The following is a 23,587-nucleotide window of genomic DNA, read 5'->3' on the forward strand; positions in this document are numbered from 1 at the left end:
GCTACCCGTCCCTCACCCTGAACCTGCTGCTCACGCCGATCATGATGCTGCTGCTCTTCGTCTACATCTTCGGTGGCGTGATGAGCGCCGGCATCGGCGGCGGCCTCCGCGGCGAGTTGGATGAGCTTGTCGGTCGCGTCAGCGTTGCCCGCGTCCGCGAGGCGGCGCAGCTCCTGGCTGCCCGATCAGCGCGTACCGGCCGTGGGAGGCGGGCCTGCTGCCCGGCCCGTACGCCCGCAGCAGCTTCTCCAGACGCTCGGTGCACCCCTCGCGTTCCAAAAGTGTGCACCGTGCACAGGGCGACGTCCAGGTCTGGCCAGTGGCGCCGCCCCCAGGTGGGCTCACTGATGAGAAGGCGGCACATCGCAGCTGCGGCTCAGATTCCTCGCGTCGTCATGCACTCTCGGTCTGTGGAGTGCTGGCCTCCCGTCCCTGGGCGGAACCTTCGACTGCACCTGGGCCGCGACGCCGCCCGAACTCGGCCCTGTTCTCGTATAGCTGCGACCAACGGACATGTAGCGCTGCGTAATGCTAGGGGCCGGACCCGCGCGAGGGGCGAGAGGGCGATCGCGACGCATGGGCGATGCCGCCCGCGAGTACATCGAGGTCCTCTGGCGGGTGCTGATGTCGGCCTGCACCTGCCGCATTTGATGCAGGCCACCAGACTGACTCGCAGCCAGGGCGGCTGCGGGCTTGCGATGTTGCCCGACGTCACCGCCAAGAAGGCCGCCCCTCATCCACACAAGCGCCGACGGCTACCAGAGTGCAGTCGATCTACTTGAAGAGCTGGCATCCCGGGGGTTGAAGGTATCGAGTCTTCGTGTCAGGATCTCGATAGTCCACAGGGTGGGGAGCCCTGGGTATTCATCTATTGGGGGCAGTTCATGATTCACATCACCCTTGGCGCGAGGCGGTACGTCAACCCGACGGAGGACCAGCTCGGCCGCAACGTCGTCGGCTTCGACCCGGTCATGAACGACGATGCCCTCTTTCATGCGAACCGCGGCTGCTGGGTCCTCGGCGAACGAGCCGAGAAGGAGCGCTACGCCCTGCTCTCCCATGAGGGCGAGGTCCGCATGGCCATCGAGATTGACAGCCTGGTCCCCGTGGCCGGAGGACGCAAGGCGATCGAGGGCATGTACCTCACGTCGGGCGACGAGGTCTACGACGCTTATGTGGGCAAGCCCACGCCCGTCGAGACGACCCGAAACCCGATCACCTACTTCGACTCTCCCCTTGGCGCCCGCACCTGCTACTGCGGCTGCGGAGAACTGGTGGCCAGCGGCTGGTTCGTAATCGGCCACGACCAGCGGGCGCTGCACGCCCGGATCTCGAAGATCGGCACCGTGCGCGAGTTCATCGACTGGTTCGACAGCACCTACGTCGAGGCGATGGGCGAGTAGCTGCCTGTACCTTCACCTCATCGGGTTAGGCCTTGTTCTGCCCAGGTCACGCGAGGCGGGGGTGCCGCTAACGACAGCGAAACCAAGTGACAAGAGCTCCCCCTGTAGTCACCAAGTCGCTCGGTCAGCTTGCCCGGTTGTCCGCCCCACCCGCGTCGTACACCGTGGCGGTCGAGCGCTACCTCGCCAGCGCGGGCGTCGCGAAGTCCTCCGCGCGGACCTACCGGATCTCGCTGACCACATGGGGATGGATGCTCGCGGCGAACCGGCGCCGACCGGCCCCGCCCGCCGGGTGCGCAGCCGCCCGTCTTTACCGTCGCCGCGATCGGCGACTTGGTGCTGCCGGAGGTCCTGGCCGAGCTGGCGGCGCGGGCGGACGAAATGGACGCCGACACCGTCAACCGGGAGCTGCCCGCGCGCAAGGCGATCGGCACCGAGCGGCGGCCGGCACTGCCGGAGCATACCAAGGTCCTGTCGAGAACCGACGAGGTGCTCTGCCTGAACGTCGAAGACCCGTATCCGCAGGACAGTGCGGGAAGGTCACCGCCAAGGGCGGAGCGACGGAGTGGATCCACCGGCAGTCCGGTACGGCCCGGCTGCTGTTCCTCGCCGACCGCAAGGCCCCGTCCGGGATGCCGACGTTGGACGTGTGCGAGGAGACCGGCCGCGCCCGGCTCTCCTACCGCAGGGCAGAGGAGATCTTCGAGGGGAACACCCGGCTGCTGTGATGGAGCAGTGGTTTTCATGGGGCTGGGGTGGCTCTGGTCTGGTGTTCCGTCATTTGGTTGGGATTTGGAGCTAGAAGGGTGGTCCGGTACGGAGATGGTGAGGAGGGCATGGCGGTCTGTTCGATTTGAGTGTTCTGATGGTTGGCCTGCGGTCCTGTAGTTGTGTGGGAATGATCTTGGATATGTCGTTGGTGTAGTGGTGCGCCTGTAGGCAGCTGTGAGTTGCTGTTGCAGATCACCGGATGGTGGCGGCGAGGGCTGGCCAGTTGGCTACGGTCTGGTGCCGCACAGCGGCGAACGTGGGGTCTTGCGCGACAAGAGCTTTCAGCACGTTGCCGCGGGGGAGGCCTGCCTCGACGAGCAGCCGGAGCTGGATGACGGCCTGGGTTACTCGCAGGACCCCTACGAGGGCTTCTGCGTCGTGCTCAAGGCGATGCTTGGTGGGGTAGCCGTGACTAAGTGCGTTTCGGATGGCAGATGCCACGAACGCCCAGTCCTTTGCTCCGCTCGGGAAGAACCAGGTACAGAACTCCTCACCCAGCCCTTCGGCCAACTGCAGCAGCCGTGTTTCCAGACGCAGCTGGGTCATCTTGACGGCGGAGTACACGGTGTCCCGCTCCTTCCGGTTCGTCCTCTCCGATTCCTTGAGGATGTCGAGCACCTTGTCGGCGAACGGGTAGTCGGAAGGCTCGCTGTGGGTGGTCCGGTGGAGCGTCTCGGCCGCGTTGACGACCTCCACAACCCCTGTTTGAAGGACTCCTGAGGCGTGGCGTGCTTCCGCAGCAGAGATAGGCACCGAGTTGACCTCTGCAAGCGTCAACCATGCGGGGATGAACGAGCTCAGGTCGGTGTCATCCGCGGTGAACGTCGGCCGTTCACCTGGACGGTCCGACGCAACTTCGGTCTCTCCGTCGATCATTCCGGGATCAACCGTGATCGGGTATCCGAAGCGGGCCTGGTCGGGATAGTCAGCGTCGAGTGGCCGGAGCTGCAGATTGAAGCACTCGACGCGCCGGTGGCTGATGATGGCCAGCAGGCTGCGTAGAGGCGTGATCACCCGTTCCTGTAGTTGAGTCAGCGTGAGACCGGTCTCGCTGACTACTTCAATGCACACCCGCTCCGCTACAGAGTGGTATCGGTTCCACCCGCTGGTCTCTTGCAGACTGGCCCAGATAGTGATGGTCAAGCCATTGCCGCAGTCCGCAATGGTGGGTTCTGGGGGCTCGTAGCCCTTTACCTCGGACGGGTCGATCCGGCGTGTCCTGAAACCGCTCAGCGGCCACCACGCTGACAGGCCCGTCAATTCGAATGAGGCGGCCTGGAACAAAGCGTCGTCGGGTAGAGCGTCGCCTTCGAGGAAGCTGTAGGCGGTCCAGACCTGTGAGTGCTGATCATCGTCTGTGGCGCGCTCGTCCCGGGGAACGTCATAGCGTCTCCCGGGTTCTTGCTGTTCGGACAGGTACGCCGGGGCGAGAGTGCAGCGTGTGCCCAAACACATGCCGTAGATCGTCATGGGCGAGACAAGCGACAGGGCGCCGTCGTGGTCGTGCTCGAAGGGCAGCAGCGTCCCAACAAGGTTGAGCGACCAGGTACTGCCTTCTCGGACCAAGGTCCCTGGTACTCGCCGGCCAGGGTGATCGGCAGCCCACCAAACTCCACTCCGCGACGTGACCACGTTCTCAGCCTCCGTTGGTCCTTGCCCTGCGGCTTCGCCTGTCGGGCCAGCGCAGTTTGTAGCCAGGAACGACGTTCCTGGCAAGGTCAGCCTTGGCATTGCAGCACACCGCATGGTGTATGGACAGATCCGGCTTTTCTGGCGCTGGTCAGTGGCGTGTGTGGGTGAGGAAGACCCGGAGGGGATCGTTCGCGTTGCTGGCCAGGCGGGGCAGTCCGAGTCGGTGGGCGATGAGGCTGAGGGCGTCGTCGGTGGTGCGATGTGGTCGGTCGGGCAGGGTGGCGAGTATGCGGGCGATGGCAACGGTTTCGGGATAGCTCACCAGGTCGCGGGTCAGTAGGGCGGGGGAGGCGTTGCCCGTGGTGGTCAGGTGGGGGTTGGTCGCGCAGAGTCGGGTCAGGCGTTGTCGCCAGCGGTGGGCGAGGTGTTGCTGGTGGTCGTACCAGCGGGTGGTGATGGCGTGTGCTGCGGTCCAGGCGGTGAGGGCGCGTGGGTGTCGTAGTAAGCGCTGGTGGGCGTGGTGCGCGTCGGCGATCTCGGGCGTTGCCCGAGTGCGGATGGGGGCGGCGAGTCGTGGGTCGGGGGCGGCTTGGTGGTGGCGCGGGCACAGCAGCCGGTGAGGCGGCGGGAGTACCCAGGCGGTGTCGGTGGCGTCGTGGCTGCGGTGGCGGGTGCACAGGGTGCAGGCGCGGACGGGCTGCTGCCCGGCCTCGAGCCGTTTCCAGCGTGCGGTGGCAGCGATGTGATGGGCGTCGTCGTTGGGGGCGAGGCTGGGCAGGGCGCGCGTCAGGTGGGGGAGGGACGTGCGGGCGAGGACGGCGAGGCGCCGGGCCGCGCCCGCAGTGAGGATGAGTTCGGCGCTCGGTGGCGTGCCGTGGCGGTGGAGGGTGATGCCGGCGCCGTCGAGGAGCTGGGGCAGCGTCAGCTGATAGGCGTCGGCGAGGCGTTGCATGTATGAAGCGGTCGCTTCGCGGGGCAGTGGCCGTACGCGGAACACGCCCGGCGCGGCTGACGGGATCCGAAGCCATGCCCCCGAGACGACGATGCGTTGTGCGGTGTCGGCCCCTGCTGCGGCACGGACCGTGATGTCTGTCCGGCTCACGAGGTGTTGGTACTCCGGGGCCGGGTGTGGGGTCGGTAGTGCTGTTCGGCGAGGTGGTCGAGGCGGATGGCGTCGAGGGTGGTTTTGGTGATGCGTTCGGTGCCGTCGATGAGGGTGATGATGGCGGCCTGGCGGATGAGGCGGGCGAGGCTGCCGATGCGGCCGGCGGTGCGCTCATGTAGGTAGGGGGCCAGTTTGGGGAGGCTTCCGTGCCGGTGGTGGCGCAGGTCGAGCGCGCCTTCCATGGCGTTGACGAGGTCGCGGAAGGGCTCTTCGTCGCCGAGGCGGGCGGGGAAGGCGGCGCAGTCGATGAGGGAGGCGCGTCCGGCGAGCTGCGCGCCGCGCACTCCGGTGAACAGGGGTGTGGTGGTGACGTCGATTCCGGCGTAGACGAAGGTGGCACCGATGCGTTCGGTGAGGTCTTTGATCAGGTCGGCGCTCTGGGCGCCGGTGGTGGTGCGGGGGTTGAGCCGGTGGATCTCGTCGATCATCACCAGCTGGACCCGGGCGGCTGTGTAGGTGTGGCAGACGGAGTTGGTGATCTGGGCCTGGGACATACCGGCGGCGACGGGGATGCCGAGGTAGCGGGCGAACTCGGTGGCCAGGGTCTTGGCGCTGGCGGCGGGCGGGACCAGGACGTAGGCGACGGGGACCTGCCCGGCCGCTGCTGCAGCGCCGTGGCGGCGGGTGTGGGCGAGGTGGCAGGCGCGTCCGACCTGGAGCAGGGCGGTGGTTTTCCCTGCGCCGGCGGGGCCGGTGACGATCAGGGACGGCCGTGCGGTGACCGTCTGGTGGCGGCCGAGGATCATCAGGGTGCGCACGTTCTTGGCGAGGGCGTCGATGGCCGGGGTGCGTACGGTGACGAACCGAGAGTGATAGGCCAGGCGTTCCTCCAGACTGCGGGGCGGCGCCTCGGGCGGGGGAGGGGCTGCCACGGGAGTGGTGGCGAAGGTCTGGAAACCGTCCCAGGTGGTCACCGACCGCGTCTGCGTCTCAGGGGCGTCGCTGACGGTGTCTACCGCGGCGCCGGGAGGCCGGTCCGCTGCCGACGGGGGCTCGCCGGCCGGCGTTTCGCCCGTGCCTGGCGAAGCGTTCACCATTGCTCGGCCTCTGCTTCGGCGTCCCACAGTCCGTATCGGCCTGCCTCGGTCGGCAGCGTTCCCGGTCCCTCCGGATCGCCAGCGCCCGGCTCGGTGGCCAGGTCGGGGCCGATGAGGTCGTCCAGGCTCTCGCTCCAGTCCAGGTCCGGGGCCGGTGCGGTCTCTGCTTCGAGCGGGCGCCGCTGGCCTGGCAGGTCAGGCAGCCGCACAGCCGTACTGCGGGCACGACGCCGTTTGCGATGGTTGGCTTCGTTTTCTGTTCCGGCGGGGCCGCGGGTGCGGCGCAGCAACTGGTCGAGGGCGTCGGCGATGTCGGCCTCATGCTGGTCGCGGTCCCCGCGCTTTTCGACCTCGTCCTGGACGTGACGCCAGACAGCGTCATTGAAGGGCTGGTGGACGTGGTCACGGTGGATCCACGGGACCTCGTGGAGCTGTCCGTCGGTGAGGCGGACGAAGATCTGGCGGGCGTCGTGGGGGTTGTGGTGGACCTCCCACTTGCCGTCTTTGCCGGCGACGGAGGAGCGTTGGCTGCGGTGGGGGTCGAGGACTTCGTGGTTGTAGGTGCGGTAGTCGAGGCGGATGCCGCGTTCAGTGATGGGCTGCCAGCGCACCGGCAGCAGTTCGAGGTAGTCGGCCCCGGTCAGCGGTACCGGTACATACCCGCTGATGGTGATCAGCGCGGCCCACATCTGGTTCGGTGTGAGGGCGGTTTTGGGAAGGACGGGGTGGCGTAGTCCGTCGTGGCGCCGGTTCTGCCAGCCGCAGGTGATCCATTCGTCGAGGAAGTCCTGCAACTGCGGGATCGTCCACCGCGTCTCAGCGGTCACGTCCTTGCCGCGCCGGAGGGGGTTGGATCCGGTGTGGCCGGCGACGTGCTGGCAGAACAGGTCGTTGATCGCGCCGAAGGTCCGCTCCACCACGGCCTTAGCCTGAGGCCGTCTTGGAGGGGCGGGCTGCACGTTCACACCGAGGGTCTCGCAGGCGGCGACGAAGCCCTGCGAGAGGTAGATCTTCCCGCGGTCGACGACGATCGTCTCGGGCACGACCACCGGCCGTGCGGCTGCTCCCTCCAGCCGCTCGTCCAGCGACAGCATCCGCTGATACGGCACCTCCGCGTGCGACAGATGAAGCGACTGGGGCCAGGCCGGCCGGGCAGGATGCGGAACAGCCATCTCCGCCAGGAGCAGGGCGGCGTCGACGGCTTTGGTGCTGTGCGGGCGCAGGACGGCGGCCAGGATGGAGCGGGTGGCGACGTCGACGGCGATCGTCAGCTCCGGCCGGCCCAGGCTTCCGTCCTCCAGGACGGCCATGATGTCCAGGCGGGTGGTGTCGATCTGCACCTGCTCCCCGGGCCGCAGCACCACCGGCGCCGACGAGGCGCGGGTGGGTGCGGTGGCGGTACGCGCTGGAAGTCCTGGACGATCGGCTGGGTCGGCCAGCACACTCACCAGCCGGTAGAACGTCGACCGTGACGGCATCTCCACCACTCCGCGCCCGTGCACATCCTCCAGGATCTGCCCGACCAGTACCTGCAGCCCTTTCACCGTCCCCTTCGACCGGCCGCGCTGGCGCCGCAGCGCCTCCAGCACCGCGGCCACGACCCGCTCGTCGGCATACCCCGTCGGATGACGGCCACGGGCCGGCACCGCGCGCTTGTCGACCAGCCCCCACAACCCCTGCTTGCGGTAGGCGTGCCGCATCCGCTCCACCGTCGTACGCGTCACCCGGGCGAAGCCGAGCGCTGCCAGTTCCTGCGCCTTGGCCGCGTCCCGCTGCGCCAGCGTCCACCGCTCGGGGTCGTACTCCGGCCGCATCGTCTGGCCTTCTCGACTGCCCGGGGCGTGCGGCAGTCCGGTCTCCACCTCCCTGATGTGCGGCAGCCAGGCCAGAGCCCGTTGCTGGGCCGCCAGCGGAACGGTCTCGAACAGCCCCCACTGCGGCACCGTGTCCGGCGTCTGCGCGCCCACCACTTCGAAGCCCGGATCGGCGAACAACCGCCCGAGCAGCAGGCTCGTTTCAGCTCCGTCCTCCGGGAGCAGGTAGACCTGCTGGCCCTGCAACGCGGCGACCTGCCAGGTCTGCCCCCGGTAGACGACGTGCGCGCCGACCTCCACCACCGGCCGCCGGCTCTTACCGTGTGTGCCGCCCACTGCGTTCAACCTTTCTCCTGCTTGCCGCCGACGTCGCTCAGCCGCCTTTCGACGCCCTCACCACGGTCTGCGTCAGCACAGATCAGCGCCTGCTCGTGCAGCGGCTCATCAAGAGGCGTCGTCAGATGTCCGCACCACAGCGCGTGATAGGCGGCCGGTAGCACCTGCAAGGAATCGCCCACCGCAGCTACGCCGTCGGCTAACGGCCGGGCCTCGGCGAACGCTTCGGCCAGCGCGGCCCGCAGCCTGGGCGGGCCCTGATTGCGTGGGTGGCGGTAGCCGGCCAGCCACCGCAGATTCGCCGCCACCACCGCTGGAGGTGGCTCGAGGCGCCGGTATGACCAGCCCACGCGCGCACACGACGCCTCCAGGACCACCCGTGCGCGCTGCGCCCTGTCTCCGCCGACGACCGGGCTGGAGGGGCAGTCGGCGAGCAGGCCGCTGCCATCTGCGTACCGGGCGAAGAGCTGCGGAACCCACCCGCGTACGCGCCCGTCGGCCGGGTCCCGCCAGATGAGCCGCACCGGCCGGGCGGAGAGTCCGGTCACCTCCGGATCCCGGTCCAACGTCATCAACTGGGTGCGCATCGCGGCGGAGCCGTGCACTACGTGCCGCCCCGTGGTGGCTGACCACCACCATCCAGGCCCCCACCGGCGTCCAGGCAGGACCGGGAACGCCGCCACCGGCGCCAGCTCCTCAAAACGCACCGAACCGACCGCCTGGTCCCACGGCAGCTGGGTGACCTGGCCGGACAGTCCGGTGAATGCCACCTCCACGGGCAGGCTGCGCTCCTGGCCACCGGCACTGCTCCAGGCGCTGCCTGCGCCCTCACGTCGTTTCACCCTGCCACCGAAGTGGGGACCGGCGGTCAGGAAGACGCGAATCTGCCTGCTCTCACTCGAAAGGGCGATTCTCGGAGAAAATGCGGGACCGGCCCACGACGCCCATGTTGTCCAACAGCGCCTGCTGATGCGGGTGGAGCCGGTCCCACAGGGTGGTCTGTTTGCGGACCCAGCGTCGCAGCTCGGGGGGGATGGGCTGGCCTGCGGCGTGGGCGGCGCGGGCCCGGTGGTAGGCGCGTTGCCAGATGAAGGGCCAGGGTGGGTTCCACCACGGGTCCAGGACGGTGAGTTCTTGTAGGGCGCGGGCGGACAGCTGGCCTGCGCGGGCTTTGCGGCGCTGCTGCACGAGCCAGCGTCCCAGGGGAAACCCGTCCTGGTGGGTATGGATGGATACCGCCAGGTGCCCGTGCAGGGTGGCGTAGGCGCGGGCGTGGGGCAGGCCCTCGCCTGGCGGGTAGTGGCGTGCCGTCGTGCGGGCCGGTGCGGGCACGGCGGCAGTCCCGGTGGTGCCGAGAGCGGCAAGGAGTTGTTGCTGGGCGGGGTGGAGGCTGTCCCACAGTTGTGCCTGTGTCCTGATCCAGCGGCGGTCGGTCCTGGTCAGGGTGTTGCTGTCGGTGGCGGCGCGGGCTCGGTGGTAGGCGCGTTGCCAGGCGAGGGGCCAGGGCGGGTTCCAGTGAGGGTCGAGGGCGGTGAGCGCGGTGATCCGGGAGGGCTCGATGCGCCCGTCGGCGGCGCGTTGGCGCTGGCGCAGGAGCCAGCTTCCCAGGGGGTGGCCGTTGTGGCGGGTGCGGTCGGTCACGGCCAGGTTCCCGTGCTCGGCCGCGTAGTTACGAGCCTGCGCCAGCCCGGTCTCTCCCAGGGTGGGAGTGGTGAGGGATGCGGTGACGGTGCGGGCGGTGGCGGCGGTGATCCCGATGTCGGCGAGAAGGTTCTGCTGCTCGAGTTGCAGGACATCGTGCCGGGCGCACTGCCGGCGCAGCCACACCATCAGCGGATCTTCGTCCTCATCCCGGTCGCCGGGCGGGCCGTGTTGGCCGGGCAGGAGCAGCCTGCCCTCCTGCCACAGCGTGCGGGCCTGCTGGTAGTGGCGCTGCCACGGGAAGTGCCATGGCGGGTTCCACCAGGGGTCCAGCTCCGTCAGGCGCCGCCCGGGCGGCCACGCGGTTCCTGTGGCACGCACGTGGCGGCGCTCCTTGCTGCGTTGGGCCACCAGCCAGCGGCCCAGCGGATAATCGTCATGCACGAAGTCAGAGGGCACCGCCAAGTGCTGGGATGCCGCGGCGAAGGAACGGGCGCTGGCCAAGCCGGCCGAGCCACCCAGTCGTGCCGCGGCCTGGCTAGCGGCCTGGGCCTCCTCCGCCGTCATGGGGACTTTGCCGGCTTCCTCAGCCGTGATGCCAATACCTGCCAGCAGGCACTGCTGATCATGCTGCAGACTCCCGTACACGGCGCACTGGTGCGACAGCCACAGCGCGGACTCCGCTTCGAGGCCCGGAAAGCCGCGCAGCGCATCCAACGCGGGTTCGTCCTGCACCAGCCGACGGACCTGTGCGAAGGATCTCTGCCATGACAGCGGCCAGGGCGGATTCCACCACGGGTCGACGGCATCAATCGCGCGGGAGCGCTCCGTGGGCCTTGCAGCCCGCTGGGCCTTGCTGCGCTGGGCACCCAGCCAGGACCCCAGCGGATACCCCTCGTGCACCGCCCCCTTACCGGAGACCGCCAGGTGGCCATGCTCGGCGGCATAGGCCCGGGCGTGCGCCAACCCTGTCTCGAAACGCGCCCGCATGCTGGCCCGCCGCGGCTGAGCGGTACGGGCGGCTTCGGCCGTGACGCCGATGTCCGCCAGCAGGCGCTGCTGCTCAGGGTGGAGAGCGTCGTATTGGGTGCACTGCAGATACAGCCACTCACCGTTCAGCACGGCGGTCCCGGCAAACCCTGCTGCTGCGTCCGGCCAACCGTCCACGGCGGCGTGATCGCGCGCCCGGTAGTACGAGCGCTGCCACTGCACCGACCAGGGAACGTTCCACCACGGGTCCAAAGCCGTCAGCACCCGGACACGATCCGGCGACAGCGCCCAGGCTCTGGTCTGCACATTGTGCAGCCATTCCCCAAGCCGGAAGGACCCCACCATGGTGTCCTTCTGGACAGCAAGGTTGCCGTGTTCGCGCACATACTTGCCCGCATGTGCCAGGCCGGCCGTGAAGGACTCATCCGACTGCCGGTTAAGCCCTCGCCGTCTCTTGCCCTCCACCTTCTGCCCGCCGGCCCCGACGGACATCCGCGCGGCGAGCTCGTCAGCCAGCGGGCGCAGACGGTGCGCCGGAGCGACCGCCCACATCGCCTGCTCTCCGTGCCCGGTGCGACGTGGCGGGCGCACGCACTGATACGCCCACGCGTACAAAGGCCCCGACGTCTCATCCGCCAGCTGCTCCCCGTACCAGGAGCGCCCCACACAGTGCGCAACCGCCGGAAGCAGCACTGGCAGATCAGCCAGCCGAAACGGCACATGTCCCCGCGCGTCGGCGCTCATGCACTGCCGGAACCCGTCATCGGCCAGCAGCGTGGCGAGCGCAACCGTCTCCGGGTACGTCACCAGCTCCCGCGCCAGGACCCGCCACACCTTCGGATCCATCCGTCCACTGCCCAAGCTCCGCAGCCGAGAAGGCCAGACGTGTTCCCGCGGCCACGCCTGCCACCACCATGATGCAGTCACCGCCGCAGCCACCTCGAACGCCTCCACGGCCACCGAGGAATGACGCAGCAACCTCGCATGACGACGCTGGGCCTGCACCCACTGCTGGCCCTCCACCGGCAACTCCACCACCAGGCCGGCCGTGCCCGGCACCTGCATCAGCCACCGACGGTGCAGCGCGCACACCCGCTGCTGCGGCTCCAGGTACAAGCGCGCGTCCTCGGCGCGCCCGGCTGATCGCGCCGCGCACTCAGGACACGCCGGTCCCCAGGGCACAACCTTTTCCGCAGTGTGATGAAACTGCGCTGCTGGGCCTGCGGCGAACCGCATTCGAGGCTCCTCCTGTGCCCAGGCAGGCAGTGCCCGTCGCAAATGATCCTCCGGAACTCGGCACAGCTGGGACACCCGATCCCGAGCCTGCCGGTTCAGATACACCTCACTGTCCACCCGCGTCTGGCCCGTGACGTTCGACAGCCCGCCCACCTCGGCGATCGCCGCCAGCAGATCCCTGAGCCCTACGCCATAGCGTGCAGCCACCCGGTGTAGAAACGACTGCGTCATCTCACCCCGCAGCGGTGCCACCCGCCACACCCCACCTGCCAGGAGCATCGACCCTGCCGCCAGCCTTCCGGTTCCTGCCGCCCACGCCCTGCCCGGTCCGTTGATCTGCAACTTCCATAACCCTCGGTCGGCCTCACCCGTAATGGGTCACCAGCCACGGCTTGGCGGACAGTGGCCGCGTCGTCCGGGTTGCACGGAACCAGTACCGCGACGCCTGACAGCTTCGCTGACGCGCGCACATAGTTCGGAAGGGCGTCTGCGGCAGTCCAGGCTGAGGGTATGGGCGCCGGGCGATCCAACGTGTTGCGAACGCCGTTCGTACGCTTTTGGTACGTGAAACGTACGCTTCACGCTAGGGTTGCTGGGCAGGAGGTGCTCATGTCCGAGCTGTTCGACGCGGTCGATGCGCTGGTCGCGTCCCGCTCCCCGCTGCCGCCGCCGGCTGAGCGCAGGCGGCTGCGCCAGGCGCACGGTCTGACGCTGGACGAGGTGGCCGCGGCGCTGAAGGTGCGGCGGGCGACGGTCGGCGGCTGGGAGGCCGGTAAGACCGAGCCGCGGCCGCCGGAGCGCGATGCCTACGCCAGGCTCTTGGACAAGCTCGCGGAGCTGTACCCCGCCCCCACCAACTCCGCCGCACCCGGGCAGGACACGGCGGTGTCCGAGACGTTCACCGGCGAGCCCGTCCCTGCTCGGGAAATCCGGACCGCTGCGGTGCCGGTCTCCGAGGCTGCGGCCATGACGACCGAGTACCACACCCAGACCCGCCCCGCCGCCAACGCCGTGCCTGCGGCTGCCGCGCCCAGTCCGGCTCGCACCGCCAGGCCGACGTCGTCGGCGTCGCGTCGGCCGGCCGCGAGGAAGGCCGCCCCGGCGAACACCCCGACTGGTGGCACGGACCCGCGGTTCGAGAACGGTCCGCTGGCAGTCGTCGACGTCGACGCCGACGGGCAGGCATACGCGCACTGCCCCGGCGGCCTGGTCCTGGACGTGCCCGCAAAGAGCGTCCCGGCACTGGTGGACTGGACCCTGAAGGAGGCCAAGCTCGGGGCGCCGAAGCTGTCCGGGCCGGGCAAGGACGCCGACCCCCTGCTTGTGCTCACCGAGGCGGCGCTTAAGCGCTACGGTCTCCCGGTCGCCCTCACGGATGAGGAGCGGCTCGCCGGGCGGCTGCCGGAGGGTCACAGGGCAATCAAGCAGCTGGTGCGTGCGGAGTGGAAGCTGACCAAGCGCGGGTTGGGGCCGTGGGCGCGGATCTACCGCCCCGCGCAGGGTTCGGACCGCCAGTGCGTGCAGCTGTGCATCCCGTCGTGGAACGCGCTGGACTCCCGGCACTGGGGTGAGGCCGGGCAACTCCCGCCGGCGGAACTCGCCCGGGTGCTGGGGGTGTACGCGTCCCGGGTCATGACGCCGCGCGGGTCGACCGCCGTGACGGGCCTGGAGCTGATGACCGCGCTGCACCCGCCGACCCGCGCGTCCGAGCCGGACGCCGACGGCCGTCGGCACTCCGAGCACAATCCCGGCTCGCTGGGCAAGGACCCGGTGGACTGCGCGCCGTGCGAGGCCCCCGACGGGCACCCGCTCTTGGCGGACTTCCCGCGCTTCCATGTCCGTGGTCCCGGGGAGAAGTTGTTCGAGGAGGCGTACGACTGGGCGCGGCCGATGACGGATGCCGAGTGCACGCTGCGGCACCTGGTCGGCATCGACGTGAACATGGCCTTCGCCGCCGGAGCGAACGGCCTGGTCGTCGGTCTCGGTGCGCCCACCCACGTCAAGGCGCCGGTGTTCGACGCGAAGCTGCCCGGCTCGTGGCTGGTCGACCTGTCCCATGTGGACATGTCGAGGGTGAAGGTCGGCAAGGACAAGTGGGCGGAGTTGGACGCGAGTCTGCTGCCCAGCCCGTTCACGCCGAAGGGTGAGCGCCCCGAGGGGCCGGCCTGGTACGCGACGCCGACCGTGGCGTACGCGGTGGAGCTCGGCTACGACGTGGCGCCGCTCGAGGCGTACGTCCGGTATGAGAACGGCCGCTACCTGGACGCCTGGTACACCCGGCTGCGCGATGCCTACCTCGCCACGATGGCTGACCTTGGCGTCGACGCCGACCTGTCGCCGGCCGACTTCCTGGCCGAGATGGACGGCTACCGGAGCCGTGACCCTCAGATGGCGATCGTCGTCTCCGCGGTCAAGGCGACGGTCAAGGGCGGCCTGGGCAAGCTGCGCGAGCGGCCGCGCGGGGAGAGCTGGAAGCCGGGGCAGCCGTGGCGCGCCCTTGCCCGTCCGACGTGGCGGCCGGACATCCGCGCGGCGGTCATCTCCCGCACGCGGATCAATCTGCATCGCAAGATCGTCAAGCATGCGGCGTTCACCGGGCAGTATCCAGTGGCGATCCTGTCCGACTGCGTCGTCTACGCGGCAGGTGGCGAGAGCCCGCTGGATTTCCTGCCCTACCGGGACGGCAAGCCGCTGCCGGGCGGCTTCAAGCTCGGCATCAACCCGGGCCTGGTCAAGCACGAGGGCACCCAGAGCGTCCTGTGGGGCGAAGAGGTCCGCGAGCGCTTCAACGCCCCCGAACTCAACCTCGCCCGGTACATCAAGGACGGGCAGGTCACGGACAAGGACCGCGGGGAGTAGCAGGCGATGAGCATGTTCGGGGACGGCCTGGAGGCTGCGGTGCAGCGGGCGTTCACCCGCCCGGTCCCGAAGTCGGCCGGCGCCCAGATGCGGTACCTGGTCAAGCAGTACAAGGGCACCAAGGCGGTCGCCCAGATGCTGCGGATCTCTCAGCGCACCGTTGAGCGGTACGTGAAAGACCAGATCAAAAAGCCCCGGCCGGACCTCGCCGCGCGCCTGGAGCGCGAGGTGAAGAAGCGGTGGCAGCCGCAGATCCGCGCCAAGGCCAAGCAGACCGCGGCCACCACGGGCGGCATCGTCATCGACACCCGCGCCCGCCTCGGCTACAGCGCGCCGATCGGGTCGACGGACCAGGACCGCATCCGGCACCTGACCGTCGCGCTGCCCCCGCAGTACGCGGCGCGCCTCTTCGAGGCCCAGGAGCAGGGTGCCACCGAACAGCGGCTGAAGGAGATCGCGGCTGAGGCGCTCAAGGAGGTGTACTTCCAGGACGGCGGCCGCCGCGCCGGGAGCCTGGAGGAGGTCCGGTTCACGGACATCGAGCACCTCGAGTTTGATCTCTGACCCGACCGCGGTACTGAACGCCCCGCCTCCGCCCGCATTTGACGTGAGAGCCCTGGGGCGGCGCGGGCGTCCCGGGGATCAGGGGGCGCTCACCGGTACTGCTCGCCGCCAGCCTCCTGGGTGTCGGCTTGTCTCAGGAGGGCATCTCCTTCCGAGGTCTTACTCCGGCATGCCGCTTCCTCGATGGGCCCTCTGCTGGCCGACAGCCGAGATTCCGGCGGACTCTTGCTGGGTTGGCGGCCGTATGAGACGTGCCGGAGAGTGGAGGTTCATCACAGCGCTTACGAGCCCGTCTCCCATCTTCATTTCGCGCCTCGGGCTGATGTCAGTGGTGGCGGGCAGAATGTGGTCAGGGGAAGGAGTGGCAATGTCCACTGAGGGGTCTGACCTGCGGATACCTGCGCCCAGCGGTTGTCGTTGGTGTGGGGTTGATGAGCGCGAGCACATGCAGCGGTGGAAGCCGCCGGTGGGGTGGCACGAGTGGGTTGCTCCGACATTGGAGCAACGCAAGGAGCGCATGCGGGCGCGCCGCCGTCAACGCCCTTCCGGCAACGGCGGCGGCCAGGCCATGCGAGGAGGCCTCAGGCTGCTAGCTCTCTGAGCCGTTTGAAGACGTCTCGCAGCTGCTCCGGCACATCGTTCTTGTCATCCAGAGCCATGGCCAGCTCGTACATCATCTCGGGCTTGCCGCCGGGACCGCTCGCGCTCTGCGCCTGGAGCATTTCCTGGACTGCTCCGCTGAACTTGCCCTGGCCTCGAAGGGCGGCGAAGTCGGCAGGCTCCCAGATGCCATCGGTCTTGGCCCAGATCTTGTTGGCGACGCAGGCCCATACGTCATCGCGGAAGAGTTCTTCGAGCTCGTTGAACTTCTCCTCCTGCGGGGCGTCGTCCTCCGGTTCACCGAGAAACTTCACGTAGCGGCTGGCATGGGAGCCGAAGTACTCGGTGAGCTTGGGGGCCTTGAAGATTCCCTTGCGTACGTTGCGGCTGTCAGCGTCGACCACCAGCATGATCGTGCGCCCCTGCTTGACCAGGTACCGGGCCAGGTGCAGGGCGCCTTCGTTGTTGAAGCAGGCCCACAGGGCGATGCCGGCTGCCTGTAGTGACAGCCCCTCGCACAACCGGAACAGCAGCGGGAAGGCGCGCTGTTCGGTCTCGCCTTCCACGGCGAGGAAGCAGCGTTCGTGCAGCAGTACCGAGTTCCGCAGGCCGACCGCGGCCGCGATCTTTCCCAGGTGTTCGTCGATCGCATCGCCGAGAAGCCCTGCGCCGAGCCGTTCCACCACGGTGCGGTGGTTCTCCAGCTTCAGATGCACCACGTCGGAGATGTCGACACCGTCGATGAGGTTCATCGAGTGGGTCGCCACCATCACACTGACGTTGCGGATGTCGCTCTGTGTCCGGATCAGCTGCATGATCTTGCGTTGGTGGGTGTAGTCGAGATGAGTGTCCGGCTCGTCGTACACCACGATCGTCTGCACCGGCGGCGGTTCAGGAGCCTCGTCACCTGTGCTCGTCGTCGGGGTGGTGTCCTGTTCCTCCGCCAGCAGCTCGCTCGTCCATTCCCAGATAGCTAGCGAGATGCGACGGTTGCTGCCCAGCCCGGTGCGATCCAGTCCCACCGCTTCGCCAGCACGGCGTGCGACACGCAGAGGCGCAGCCTTGAACCCCTGCTGAAAGGAGACGTCAGGCTCGACGGAGACCTTCTGCAGGTCCGGGCATCGCATTTCGATGTGCTCGCACAAGGACTTGGCGTCGATGCGCAACCGGTCCTGGACCTCGTTCTCGATGGCGGTGAGCCTGCCCTTGAGATCTGGATCGGCCATGTAGTTCTGGAATCGGCCGACCAACACGGTCTTGACGGCGTCATCGGGCTTGGCCACCTTGCCGTCGAACGGCAGGTATCGCGGCATGCGCTTGTCGAGACCGGCAGGCACAGCCACCCAGCCGTCCGAGCCGGAGTGTTCACGTCCGTACATACGCAGAGCCTGCTCCAGGTCCGGCTTGCGCATGGAGCTGGGTGAGAGCCCGAACTCCTTCACCAGGTCCTTCAACGCTGGCACGAGATACTGAGACAGGTCACGCAGTCGCTCATCAGTCGGAATCGGCTGCCAGACCTCCAGACGAGAAATCAGGTCTTCCCCGGAGCAGCGCCGTAGCCGAACTTGTGCGGGGAGATCGAACTGCTCCTGCTCCCAGGCGTCCAGAGTGAACGTCCCCTCGACGCTGCTCTCCTCGCACCGCACCGGCGCCGACTCGTCATCTCCGTCGACGGTCAGGTAGGTGCGGTCGTCCTCTGCCAGTGCGTGTTTGCCGAGCAGGAAGGCGAGAGCGTCCAGCAGCGCGCTCTTGCCTCCGTCGTTGTGTCCGGCGAGGATCGTGGGCTTCCTGACTGGGATGTCTGCGACCTCGGTCAACGAGCGGAAACCACTCACGCTAAAGCTGTTCAGGTGCACTGCGCGACCGCTCCAACTTCCGCGCCGATGCCCCTTTGCGAGCCCACAGCCTCTGCTAAAGACGCCTGGCGCTTCTATCCCCAACCCCAGTCGGCCCATCCTAGAGTGTCCGGCCCAGCGCCACCCTCAGTCCCACCCAACCCACGCCCGTGCCTCGCTACGCCCACTCCACGCCGAGCTCCCGCAGGGCGTCTCGCTGTTCGTGGGTGAGCTTGTCCCGCCTCGCGCGGGTGTTCGAGATCCATACGCCCAGTTTCACGACCACCGGCTCCGCCTCGCCGTCGACCGCGATCTCCTCGCTGGCTCCTCGCGGCACCGGCCGCTTGCCCTCGCGATCCCTCCATTGAGCGAGGGCCTGTACGCCCCGCTGGAACGCCTGCTGCGCCTTCCCCGCACCCTTCGTCGACCGCGTGGCCGCCGGGGCGGGAGCAGGCGCCTCAAGCGGTGTGACGCCCAGCTGGGACAGGCGCTCCTGCTGCTCGGTGGACAACTCCACCCAGGTGCTCGCCTCGCTGCGATGTGCCGGTTTGGTGTCAGTGGGTGGTGTCAGTGACGGCATGTCAGGTCGGGGTGTTTTCGCTGGTGGTGGGGTGTCGGGTGTGGGGTGTCACTGACGCGGGGCGGTGTGTGGTGGCGTGGTGGCTGTCATGGGGCGGTACACCCTTGCCTGTTCCGCTGTCATGGGAACGGCACTTCTGATCTTTCGGGGGCCGGTTGATGGCACGGTGGTCGGCGTCGGGAATGTGCGTCGGAAGGGTGTGGGGTGGGAGAGCCGGGCGTGTGGGGTGAGGTCACGGCGGGGTTGAGGGTGTCCAGGCCGGTGTTGGTGGCGCGGCTGCTGGAGCTCGATGCGGCCGGGGCGTTGACCACGGCGCACGTGCGGGCGGGCGCGCAGGTCGGTGGGGTGAATGCGCGCACGGTGTGGCGCTGGCTGGACGCGGCGCGGACGGAAGGCCGTGTGGAGCACAGGCCGCGGGCCCGGCTGGAGTTGTCCGACCAGGCGTGGGAGGTGTTGGCGCAGGCGGGCGGGAACGTGTCGGTGCTGCACCGGCATTTGAAGGATGCCGGGGGAGAGGTGCCGTCTCTGGCGTCGCTGTACCGGGTGGTGCGCCGGGACGTGGAGGCCGGCAGGGTCTTGCCGGACCGTGCGGTGGTGCGGCGGGAACGGGAGGAGCAGCACACGCGGCAGGCGCTGGCTGACCTCGCTCTGGCCGGGCCGCGTGAGGGCGGCGCGGCGAAGGCGGCTGTGCGCGGACCGCGCCCTGTGCCAGCGTCTGCGGTCCTGCCGTCGGGGGAGGGCGGTGCGGTGGCGGGTGTGGTGTTGCCGGCCGGAGCGCGGTTGGTGGGGACGTCGTCGGTGCGGGCGGTGGCCGAGGCGGTCGGGCAGGCGATGGCGGCGGAGGGTGCGGTGTGTGTGTTCGGCGACCCGGGCCGGGGCAAGACCGTGGCCGTGCGGATGGCGCTGCACGAGGTGCCCCCGGGCTGGAAGGTGACGTGGGTGCCGGTGCCGGTGCGCCCGTCGGTGGCCGGCATGCGGCGGGCGGTGTTCGATGCTTTGGCGCTGCCGGGCCGTTTCCCGCATACGTCGGCGCGGGCTGACGCCGTAGTCGCGGGGGCTCTGGGTGAGGCGCGGGTGCTGGTGGTCGATGAGGCGCAGCGCCTGTCTGTGCCGTGCCTGGAGTATCTGCAGAGTCTGTGGGATCACCCCGGCACGCGGATCACGCTGGTGCTGTGTGGGGCGGGCAGTGAGCGGGCGTTGTCCCGGCTGCCGCAGTTGGCGTCGAGGGTCGGTGGGTGGCAGGAGGTTCCGCGCCTGGCCGTGACGGAAGTGGCGGCCGTGGTGACCGGCTTCCATCCGCTGTGGCGTACCGTCCCGGCTGCGGATCTGGCGTGGATCGACCGGTCATGCGCGCACGGCACGTTCCGCACGTGGGCCGCTTTGACCGCGCATCTGCAGAACGCGCTGCTGACCACCGCTGACGCGGCCGTCGACCGGGCTTTGCTGGGGCGGCTGCTGCGCAGGGTCGCGCCGCCGCTGTGAACCAGGCGCTCCGGCAGGAGGCGGAAGGGCGATCACATGCGCCCGGCACCCGGCACGTACACGACGTCCCACCGCGCGAGGGGAACTGACATGGAGGACGGTGACGCCGTCCGCGCAGGCGGCGGGCTGCCCGCGGCATCGAGGACGGCACTGCGTGGTCCGGCGGTACGGCGACTGCTCGCACTGCGGGCGGCAAAGAAACTGACGGCGGGCCATGTACGGGTGGCTGCAGACGCGTTGGGGGTGGCGGAGCGCACGGTGTGGCGGTGGCTGGCCGCGGCTGAGAACGATGAGGCCGCAGCCGGCGACCCTGGCACCCGTACCCGGGCCGGTGCGACGTTCACGATCACGCCTGAAGTCCGTGGGCTGTTGGCACTGTGGAAGGGGAACGTGCGGGCCGTCCATCGCGAACTGGTCCTGCGTGCCGCTCGGCAGTCTCCGCCTGCGGACGCACCGTCTCTGACGACGCTGCACCGCGCGATCCGCCGGGACCTGACGCCGGGGGAGCGGGCCGGGCTTGTGGGAGGGGAGCGGGCGGCGCGCAAGCACGATGTGTTCCTGGCCCGGCCGCGGGGCTGGCGCAACCAGGTGTGGGAGACCGACCACATGCAGGCCCCGGTGCTGGTCGACGTCGACGGCACCGCACGCAGGCCGTGGATCACGTGGTTCACCGACTGCGCGACCAACGCGATCACGGGTGTCGCGGTCACGCCGGGGGATCCGTCGCGGGAGTCGGTGCTGTCCGCACTGCGTTCCGCGGTCCTGCGCGAGGACCCCTACGGCCCGTTCGGCGGCCTGCCGGAGAAAGTACGGGTGGACCGCGGCAAGGACTTCCTGTCCAGGACGGTGACCGCCGCGTTCGATCTCCTGGACGTGGAGGTGGAGGACCTGCCCGCCTACACCCCCCACCTCAAGGGCACCGTGGAGGGCCTGAACCGGGCGGTGGAGAGCATGTTCCTGGCCGCGCTGCCCGGCTACGCCCGCCAGCCGCGCCCCGGCAAACGCGCTTCCCGCCCGAAGGACGAAGTGCTGCTCGGCTTCGAGGACTTCACCGCCCGGCTGCTGGCCTGGACGCTCTGGTGGAACACCGAGCACCTCCCGGCGCCGTTGCGGGGCATGACCCCGCTCCAGGCGTGGCAGGACGATCCCACCCCGCTGCGGGACGTGCCGGTCGCGGATCTGTGGACCTTCACCCTGGAGGACGCCGGCACCCGCACGCTGACCACCCGCGGAGTCCGCTTCAGGAAACGCGACTATGTGGGCCCGTGGATGACCGGTCGGGCAGGGATCCAGGTCAGGGTCCGCTTCATGCCCCACCACGACCACCGGATCGAGGTCTACCACGCGGCCACCGGCCGCTACCTCGGTCCCGCGGATCTGGCCGACCGGGCCACCGAGGAACAGGTCAGCGCCGTACGGCGAGCACGGGCCGCCCGCACCCGCCGCCTCAAGAAGGACCTGGAGGCTTCCCAGCGCGAGCGCTACGCCGCCGTGAACCAGCCCGGGGCCCCTCAGCGGCTCGGTGCGTTGACCACCGCGCAGGCCGAGGCCGAACTCGCCCAGGCCACCGAAACCGACCTGTCGCAGCTGTCGCTGCCGGACCTCATCCCGCCCGCCGCGCCGCCGGCCGGGTGGCGTACCCCCGCTTCCCTGGCCGCGCTGACCACACCAGACCGGCCCACCCCGCTCCCGTCCGGCCGTGATTCCGCTCCCGCTCCGGACGGCCCCGACGGGCGGCCCGCACGTCCCACCACCGACAAAGACGGAGACGCCTCGTGACCGCGGCCACCTACCAGTACGTCGACCTGCCCGACGCCTCCGTGGTCACCACCCGCGCCCTGCTCACTGCCCGGGAGAACATCACCGACACCGTCGCAGCCCGCGCCATGATGTGCATCCACGGCGGCGCCGGCTTCGGCAAGACCCTTGCCGTCAACACCTGCCTGCGCGAACTCGAACCCGGCGAGGACGTCCGCAAGATCACCTTCCGGGCCCGGCCCACCGCCCGCGCGGTGCGCTACGAACTGTTCACCGCGCTCGACCTGGCCGGTGAACCGCCGCGCCACCCCAGCGAGTTCGACCGGCTGCTGAAGACCGCCCTGGCCGAACGCCCCCGCACTTTCCTCGTGGACGAGGCCCAGTGGCTCAACGGGGAGGCGTTCGAATACTTCCGCTACCTGTGGGACGAACCCTCAACGCAGCTCGCGATCATCTTCGTCGGCGGCGAGGGCTGCCACACTGTGCTGCGCCGCGAACCGATGCTGTCCTCCCGTGTCTTCATCTGGCAGCACTTCACCCGCCTCACCCCCGCCGAGGTCCTTGAGGTGATTCCGCTGTTCCACCCGGTCTGGGCCGACGCCGACCCCGCCGACATAGCCTTCGCCGACCAGCACGCCGCGCACGGCAACTTCCGGGCATGGGCACAGCTGACCGCCCATGCCCGTACTGCCCTGGCCCGCACGGGACGCTCGGTGGTGGATCAGGAACTGCTGCGCTGGGCCTTCAGCCGCCTCGCGTGAACGCCGCCCACCGTGCCGCGCCGCCCGTCGCCTTGGTCATGGACCGGTACGACGACGTCGCCCACACTCACGCCGCCCTGGCAGCCCACGATCCCGCCGTCGGCCGGATCACCCTGCATCCCGGACCGGGCACCACCAGCGACACCGCTCTCGCCCACGACCTCCTCGCAGCCCTGGGCAAACCGCCGTTACTGCCAGGCCGCTTCCCCGCAGGCCGACAGCCCGCGTGGGAGGCCGCCACCGCCTGGATCGCCGCCCTGCCTGCCGCCCGGCTCACCGTCCTGCGCGCCCACCGGCTCACCACACGCCGCCTCGAGTGCCTTCTGCACCTGCGCGACACCACCGGCATCCCCCTGACCCTGGTCTGCCACCGCCCCCACCTGACCACCGCGCTCCACCGGGCCCTGCACCCCGTGCCCCACACCGTCACCAGCGACCTGGACACCGCCCGCAGCCACTACTACGACGGCACACCCGCAGCGACTGGCCCCCAGCCCTTGGCGCAGACCCCGACCGCGTCTGCGGTCCGCTGGATGACCATCCCCGCCCTGGACCGCCTCGTCTCCTACGACAGCACCCAGCCCTGCACAGGCCCGTGCACGCCGGCACCGATCGACTGGCGCCACCGGCCGCCGCCACGCCCCCTCACCGAGGCAGCCGTACGCGAGATCACCCGCAGAATCCACCAGGCAACCGCGCACCCCCGGCTGGCCGCCGCCCTGGCCACCACGCTGCTCACCCGCGCGTCGTTCCAGCAACTCCTCACCGTCCGCGCCGAAGACCTCGGCCCCGACGCGGCCACCCTCGCCTTCCACGACCCCGCCCGCTACACCGACGGCTGCGCCGTGCACCCGATCCCGGCATGGGCCCGCCCGTTCCTACGCGCGGCGGCATCCTTCGCCGCGCTCACCGACAGCCGGGAACTGCTGGCCCGCCAGGACGAACGCCCTCACATCCTGCGTCTGGCCGAGAACGCCAGAGTGCGCCCAACCCAGCCTCCGCAGCCGGCCCGCGCCGGCGGCGTCGTGTGGGACTGGGCGGAACGCGGGCAGGCCGAGCGCTACGAGACCCTGCTGTCCAGGCCCGGAAAGCCGTCCCGACCGCGCCGGTAGACCGAGACAGC

At 69.5% G+C, this 23,587-nt stretch carries 14 protein-coding genes and 2 pseudogenes; 8 read left to right on the forward strand and 8 right to left on the reverse strand.

Annotation, left to right across the window (positions count from 1 at the left end; translation table 11 throughout):
• Together P1P75_RS15125 and P1P75_RS15130 are read left to right on the forward strand one after the other, a co-directional pair.
• Positions 1-104 (forward strand): annotated as a pseudogene (locus P1P75_RS15125) (ABC transporter permease); the annotation flags it as partial.
• Between the two features lie 780 nt (positions 105-884).
• A complete protein-coding gene (locus P1P75_RS15130) occupies positions 885-1,403 on the forward strand; it encodes a hypothetical protein (protein ID WP_319255457.1) in 519 nt (172 codons plus the stop codon).
• A gap of 963 nt (positions 1,404-2,366) precedes the next feature.
• On the opposite strand, the gene P1P75_RS15135 is transcribed toward P1P75_RS15130, so the two are convergent.
• The 6 genes from P1P75_RS15135 to P1P75_RS15160 all read right to left on the reverse strand — a co-directional run bounded on the left by P1P75_RS15135 (position 2,367) and on the right by P1P75_RS15160 (position 12,277).
• Positions 2,367-3,920, reverse strand: a complete 1,554-nt coding sequence (locus P1P75_RS15135) for a HEPN domain-containing protein (RefSeq protein WP_319255459.1) — start codon at positions 3,918-3,920, stop codon at positions 2,367-2,369.
• Between the two features lie 34 nt (positions 3,921-3,954).
• The gene (locus P1P75_RS15140) at positions 3,955-4,908 is read right to left on the reverse strand and encodes a TniQ family protein (protein ID WP_319255461.1); all 954 of its coding nucleotides are present in this window, start codon (positions 4,906-4,908) and stop codon (positions 3,955-3,957) included.
• Positions 4,905-5,885 (reverse strand): ATP-binding protein, encoded by a 981-nt coding sequence (locus P1P75_RS15145; protein ID WP_319255463.1) that lies wholly within the window; start codon positions 5,883-5,885, stop codon positions 4,905-4,907. Before P1P75_RS15145 ends, P1P75_RS15140 begins: the two co-directional genes overlap by 4 nt.
• A 116-nt stretch (positions 5,886-6,001) precedes the next feature.
• Positions 6,002-8,158 (reverse strand): DDE-type integrase/transposase/recombinase, encoded by a 2,157-nt coding sequence (locus P1P75_RS15150; protein WP_319255465.1) that lies wholly within the window; start codon positions 8,156-8,158, stop codon positions 6,002-6,004.
• 5 nt (positions 8,159-8,163) lie between these two features.
• Positions 8,164-9,000, reverse strand: a complete 837-nt coding sequence (locus P1P75_RS15155; RefSeq protein ID WP_319255467.1) for a TnsA-like heteromeric transposase endonuclease subunit — start codon at positions 8,998-9,000, stop codon at positions 8,164-8,166.
• Between the two features lie 52 nt (positions 9,001-9,052).
• The gene (locus P1P75_RS15160) at positions 9,053-12,277 is read right to left on the reverse strand and encodes a helicase associated domain-containing protein (protein WP_319255469.1); all 3,225 of its coding nucleotides are present in this window, start codon (positions 12,275-12,277) and stop codon (positions 9,053-9,055) included.
• Positions 12,278-12,634: 357 nt separating this feature from the next.
• Here P1P75_RS15160 and P1P75_RS15165 point away from each other — a divergent pair, with 357 nt between their 5' ends.
• Positions 12,635-14,884 carry a helix-turn-helix transcriptional regulator gene (locus P1P75_RS15165; protein WP_319255471.1) on the forward strand — a complete coding sequence of 750 codons (2,250 nt, stop codon included), beginning with the start codon at positions 12,635-12,637 and terminating at the stop codon, positions 14,882-14,884.
• A gap of 6 nt (positions 14,885-14,890) precedes the next feature.
• Positions 14,891-15,448: an XRE family transcriptional regulator gene (locus P1P75_RS15170; RefSeq protein WP_319255473.1), complete on the forward strand. Its 558-nt coding sequence runs from the start codon at positions 14,891-14,893 to the stop codon at positions 15,446-15,448.
• A gap of 581 nt (positions 15,449-16,029) precedes the next feature.
• Here P1P75_RS15170 and P1P75_RS15175 read toward each other — a convergent pair.
• Both P1P75_RS15175 and P1P75_RS15180 read right to left on the reverse strand, forming a co-directional pair.
• Complete coding sequence (locus P1P75_RS15175; protein ID WP_319255475.1) at positions 16,030-17,904, reverse strand: AAA family ATPase; 1,875 nt, start codon at positions 17,902-17,904, stop codon at positions 16,030-16,032.
• A gap of 157 nt (positions 17,905-18,061) precedes the next feature.
• A pseudogene (locus tag P1P75_RS15180) lies at positions 18,062-18,406 on the reverse strand (helicase associated domain-containing protein); the annotation flags it as partial.
• A gap of 324 nt (positions 18,407-18,730) precedes the next feature.
• Here P1P75_RS15180 and P1P75_RS15185 point away from each other — a divergent pair.
• The 4 genes from P1P75_RS15185 to P1P75_RS15200 all read left to right on the forward strand — a co-directional run bounded on the left by P1P75_RS15185 (position 18,731) and on the right by P1P75_RS15200 (position 23,576).
• Positions 18,731-19,945 carry an AAA family ATPase gene (locus P1P75_RS15185; protein ID WP_319255477.1) on the forward strand — a complete coding sequence of 405 codons (1,215 nt, stop codon included), beginning with the start codon at positions 18,731-18,733 and terminating at the stop codon, positions 19,943-19,945.
• Between the two features lie 90 nt (positions 19,946-20,035).
• Positions 20,036-21,724, forward strand: coding sequence for a transposase family protein (locus P1P75_RS15190; RefSeq protein ID WP_319255479.1), 1,689 nt, complete (start codon positions 20,036-20,038; stop codon positions 21,722-21,724).
• Positions 21,721-22,464, forward strand: coding sequence for an ATP-binding protein (locus tag P1P75_RS15195; RefSeq protein WP_319255481.1), 744 nt, complete (start codon positions 21,721-21,723; stop codon positions 22,462-22,464). Before P1P75_RS15190 ends, P1P75_RS15195 begins: the two co-directional genes overlap by 4 nt.
• Positions 22,461-23,576: a hypothetical protein gene (locus P1P75_RS15200; protein ID WP_319255483.1), complete on the forward strand. Its 1,116-nt coding sequence runs from the start codon at positions 22,461-22,463 to the stop codon at positions 23,574-23,576. Before P1P75_RS15195 ends, P1P75_RS15200 begins: the two co-directional genes overlap by 4 nt.
• The last annotated feature ends 11 nt before the right edge of the window (positions 23,577-23,587 follow it).

The sequence above is a fragment of the Streptomyces sp. ID05-39B genome (assembly GCF_033794725.1).
Taxonomy (GTDB): domain Bacteria; phylum Actinomycetota; class Actinomycetes; order Streptomycetales; family Streptomycetaceae; genus Streptomyces; species Streptomyces bobili.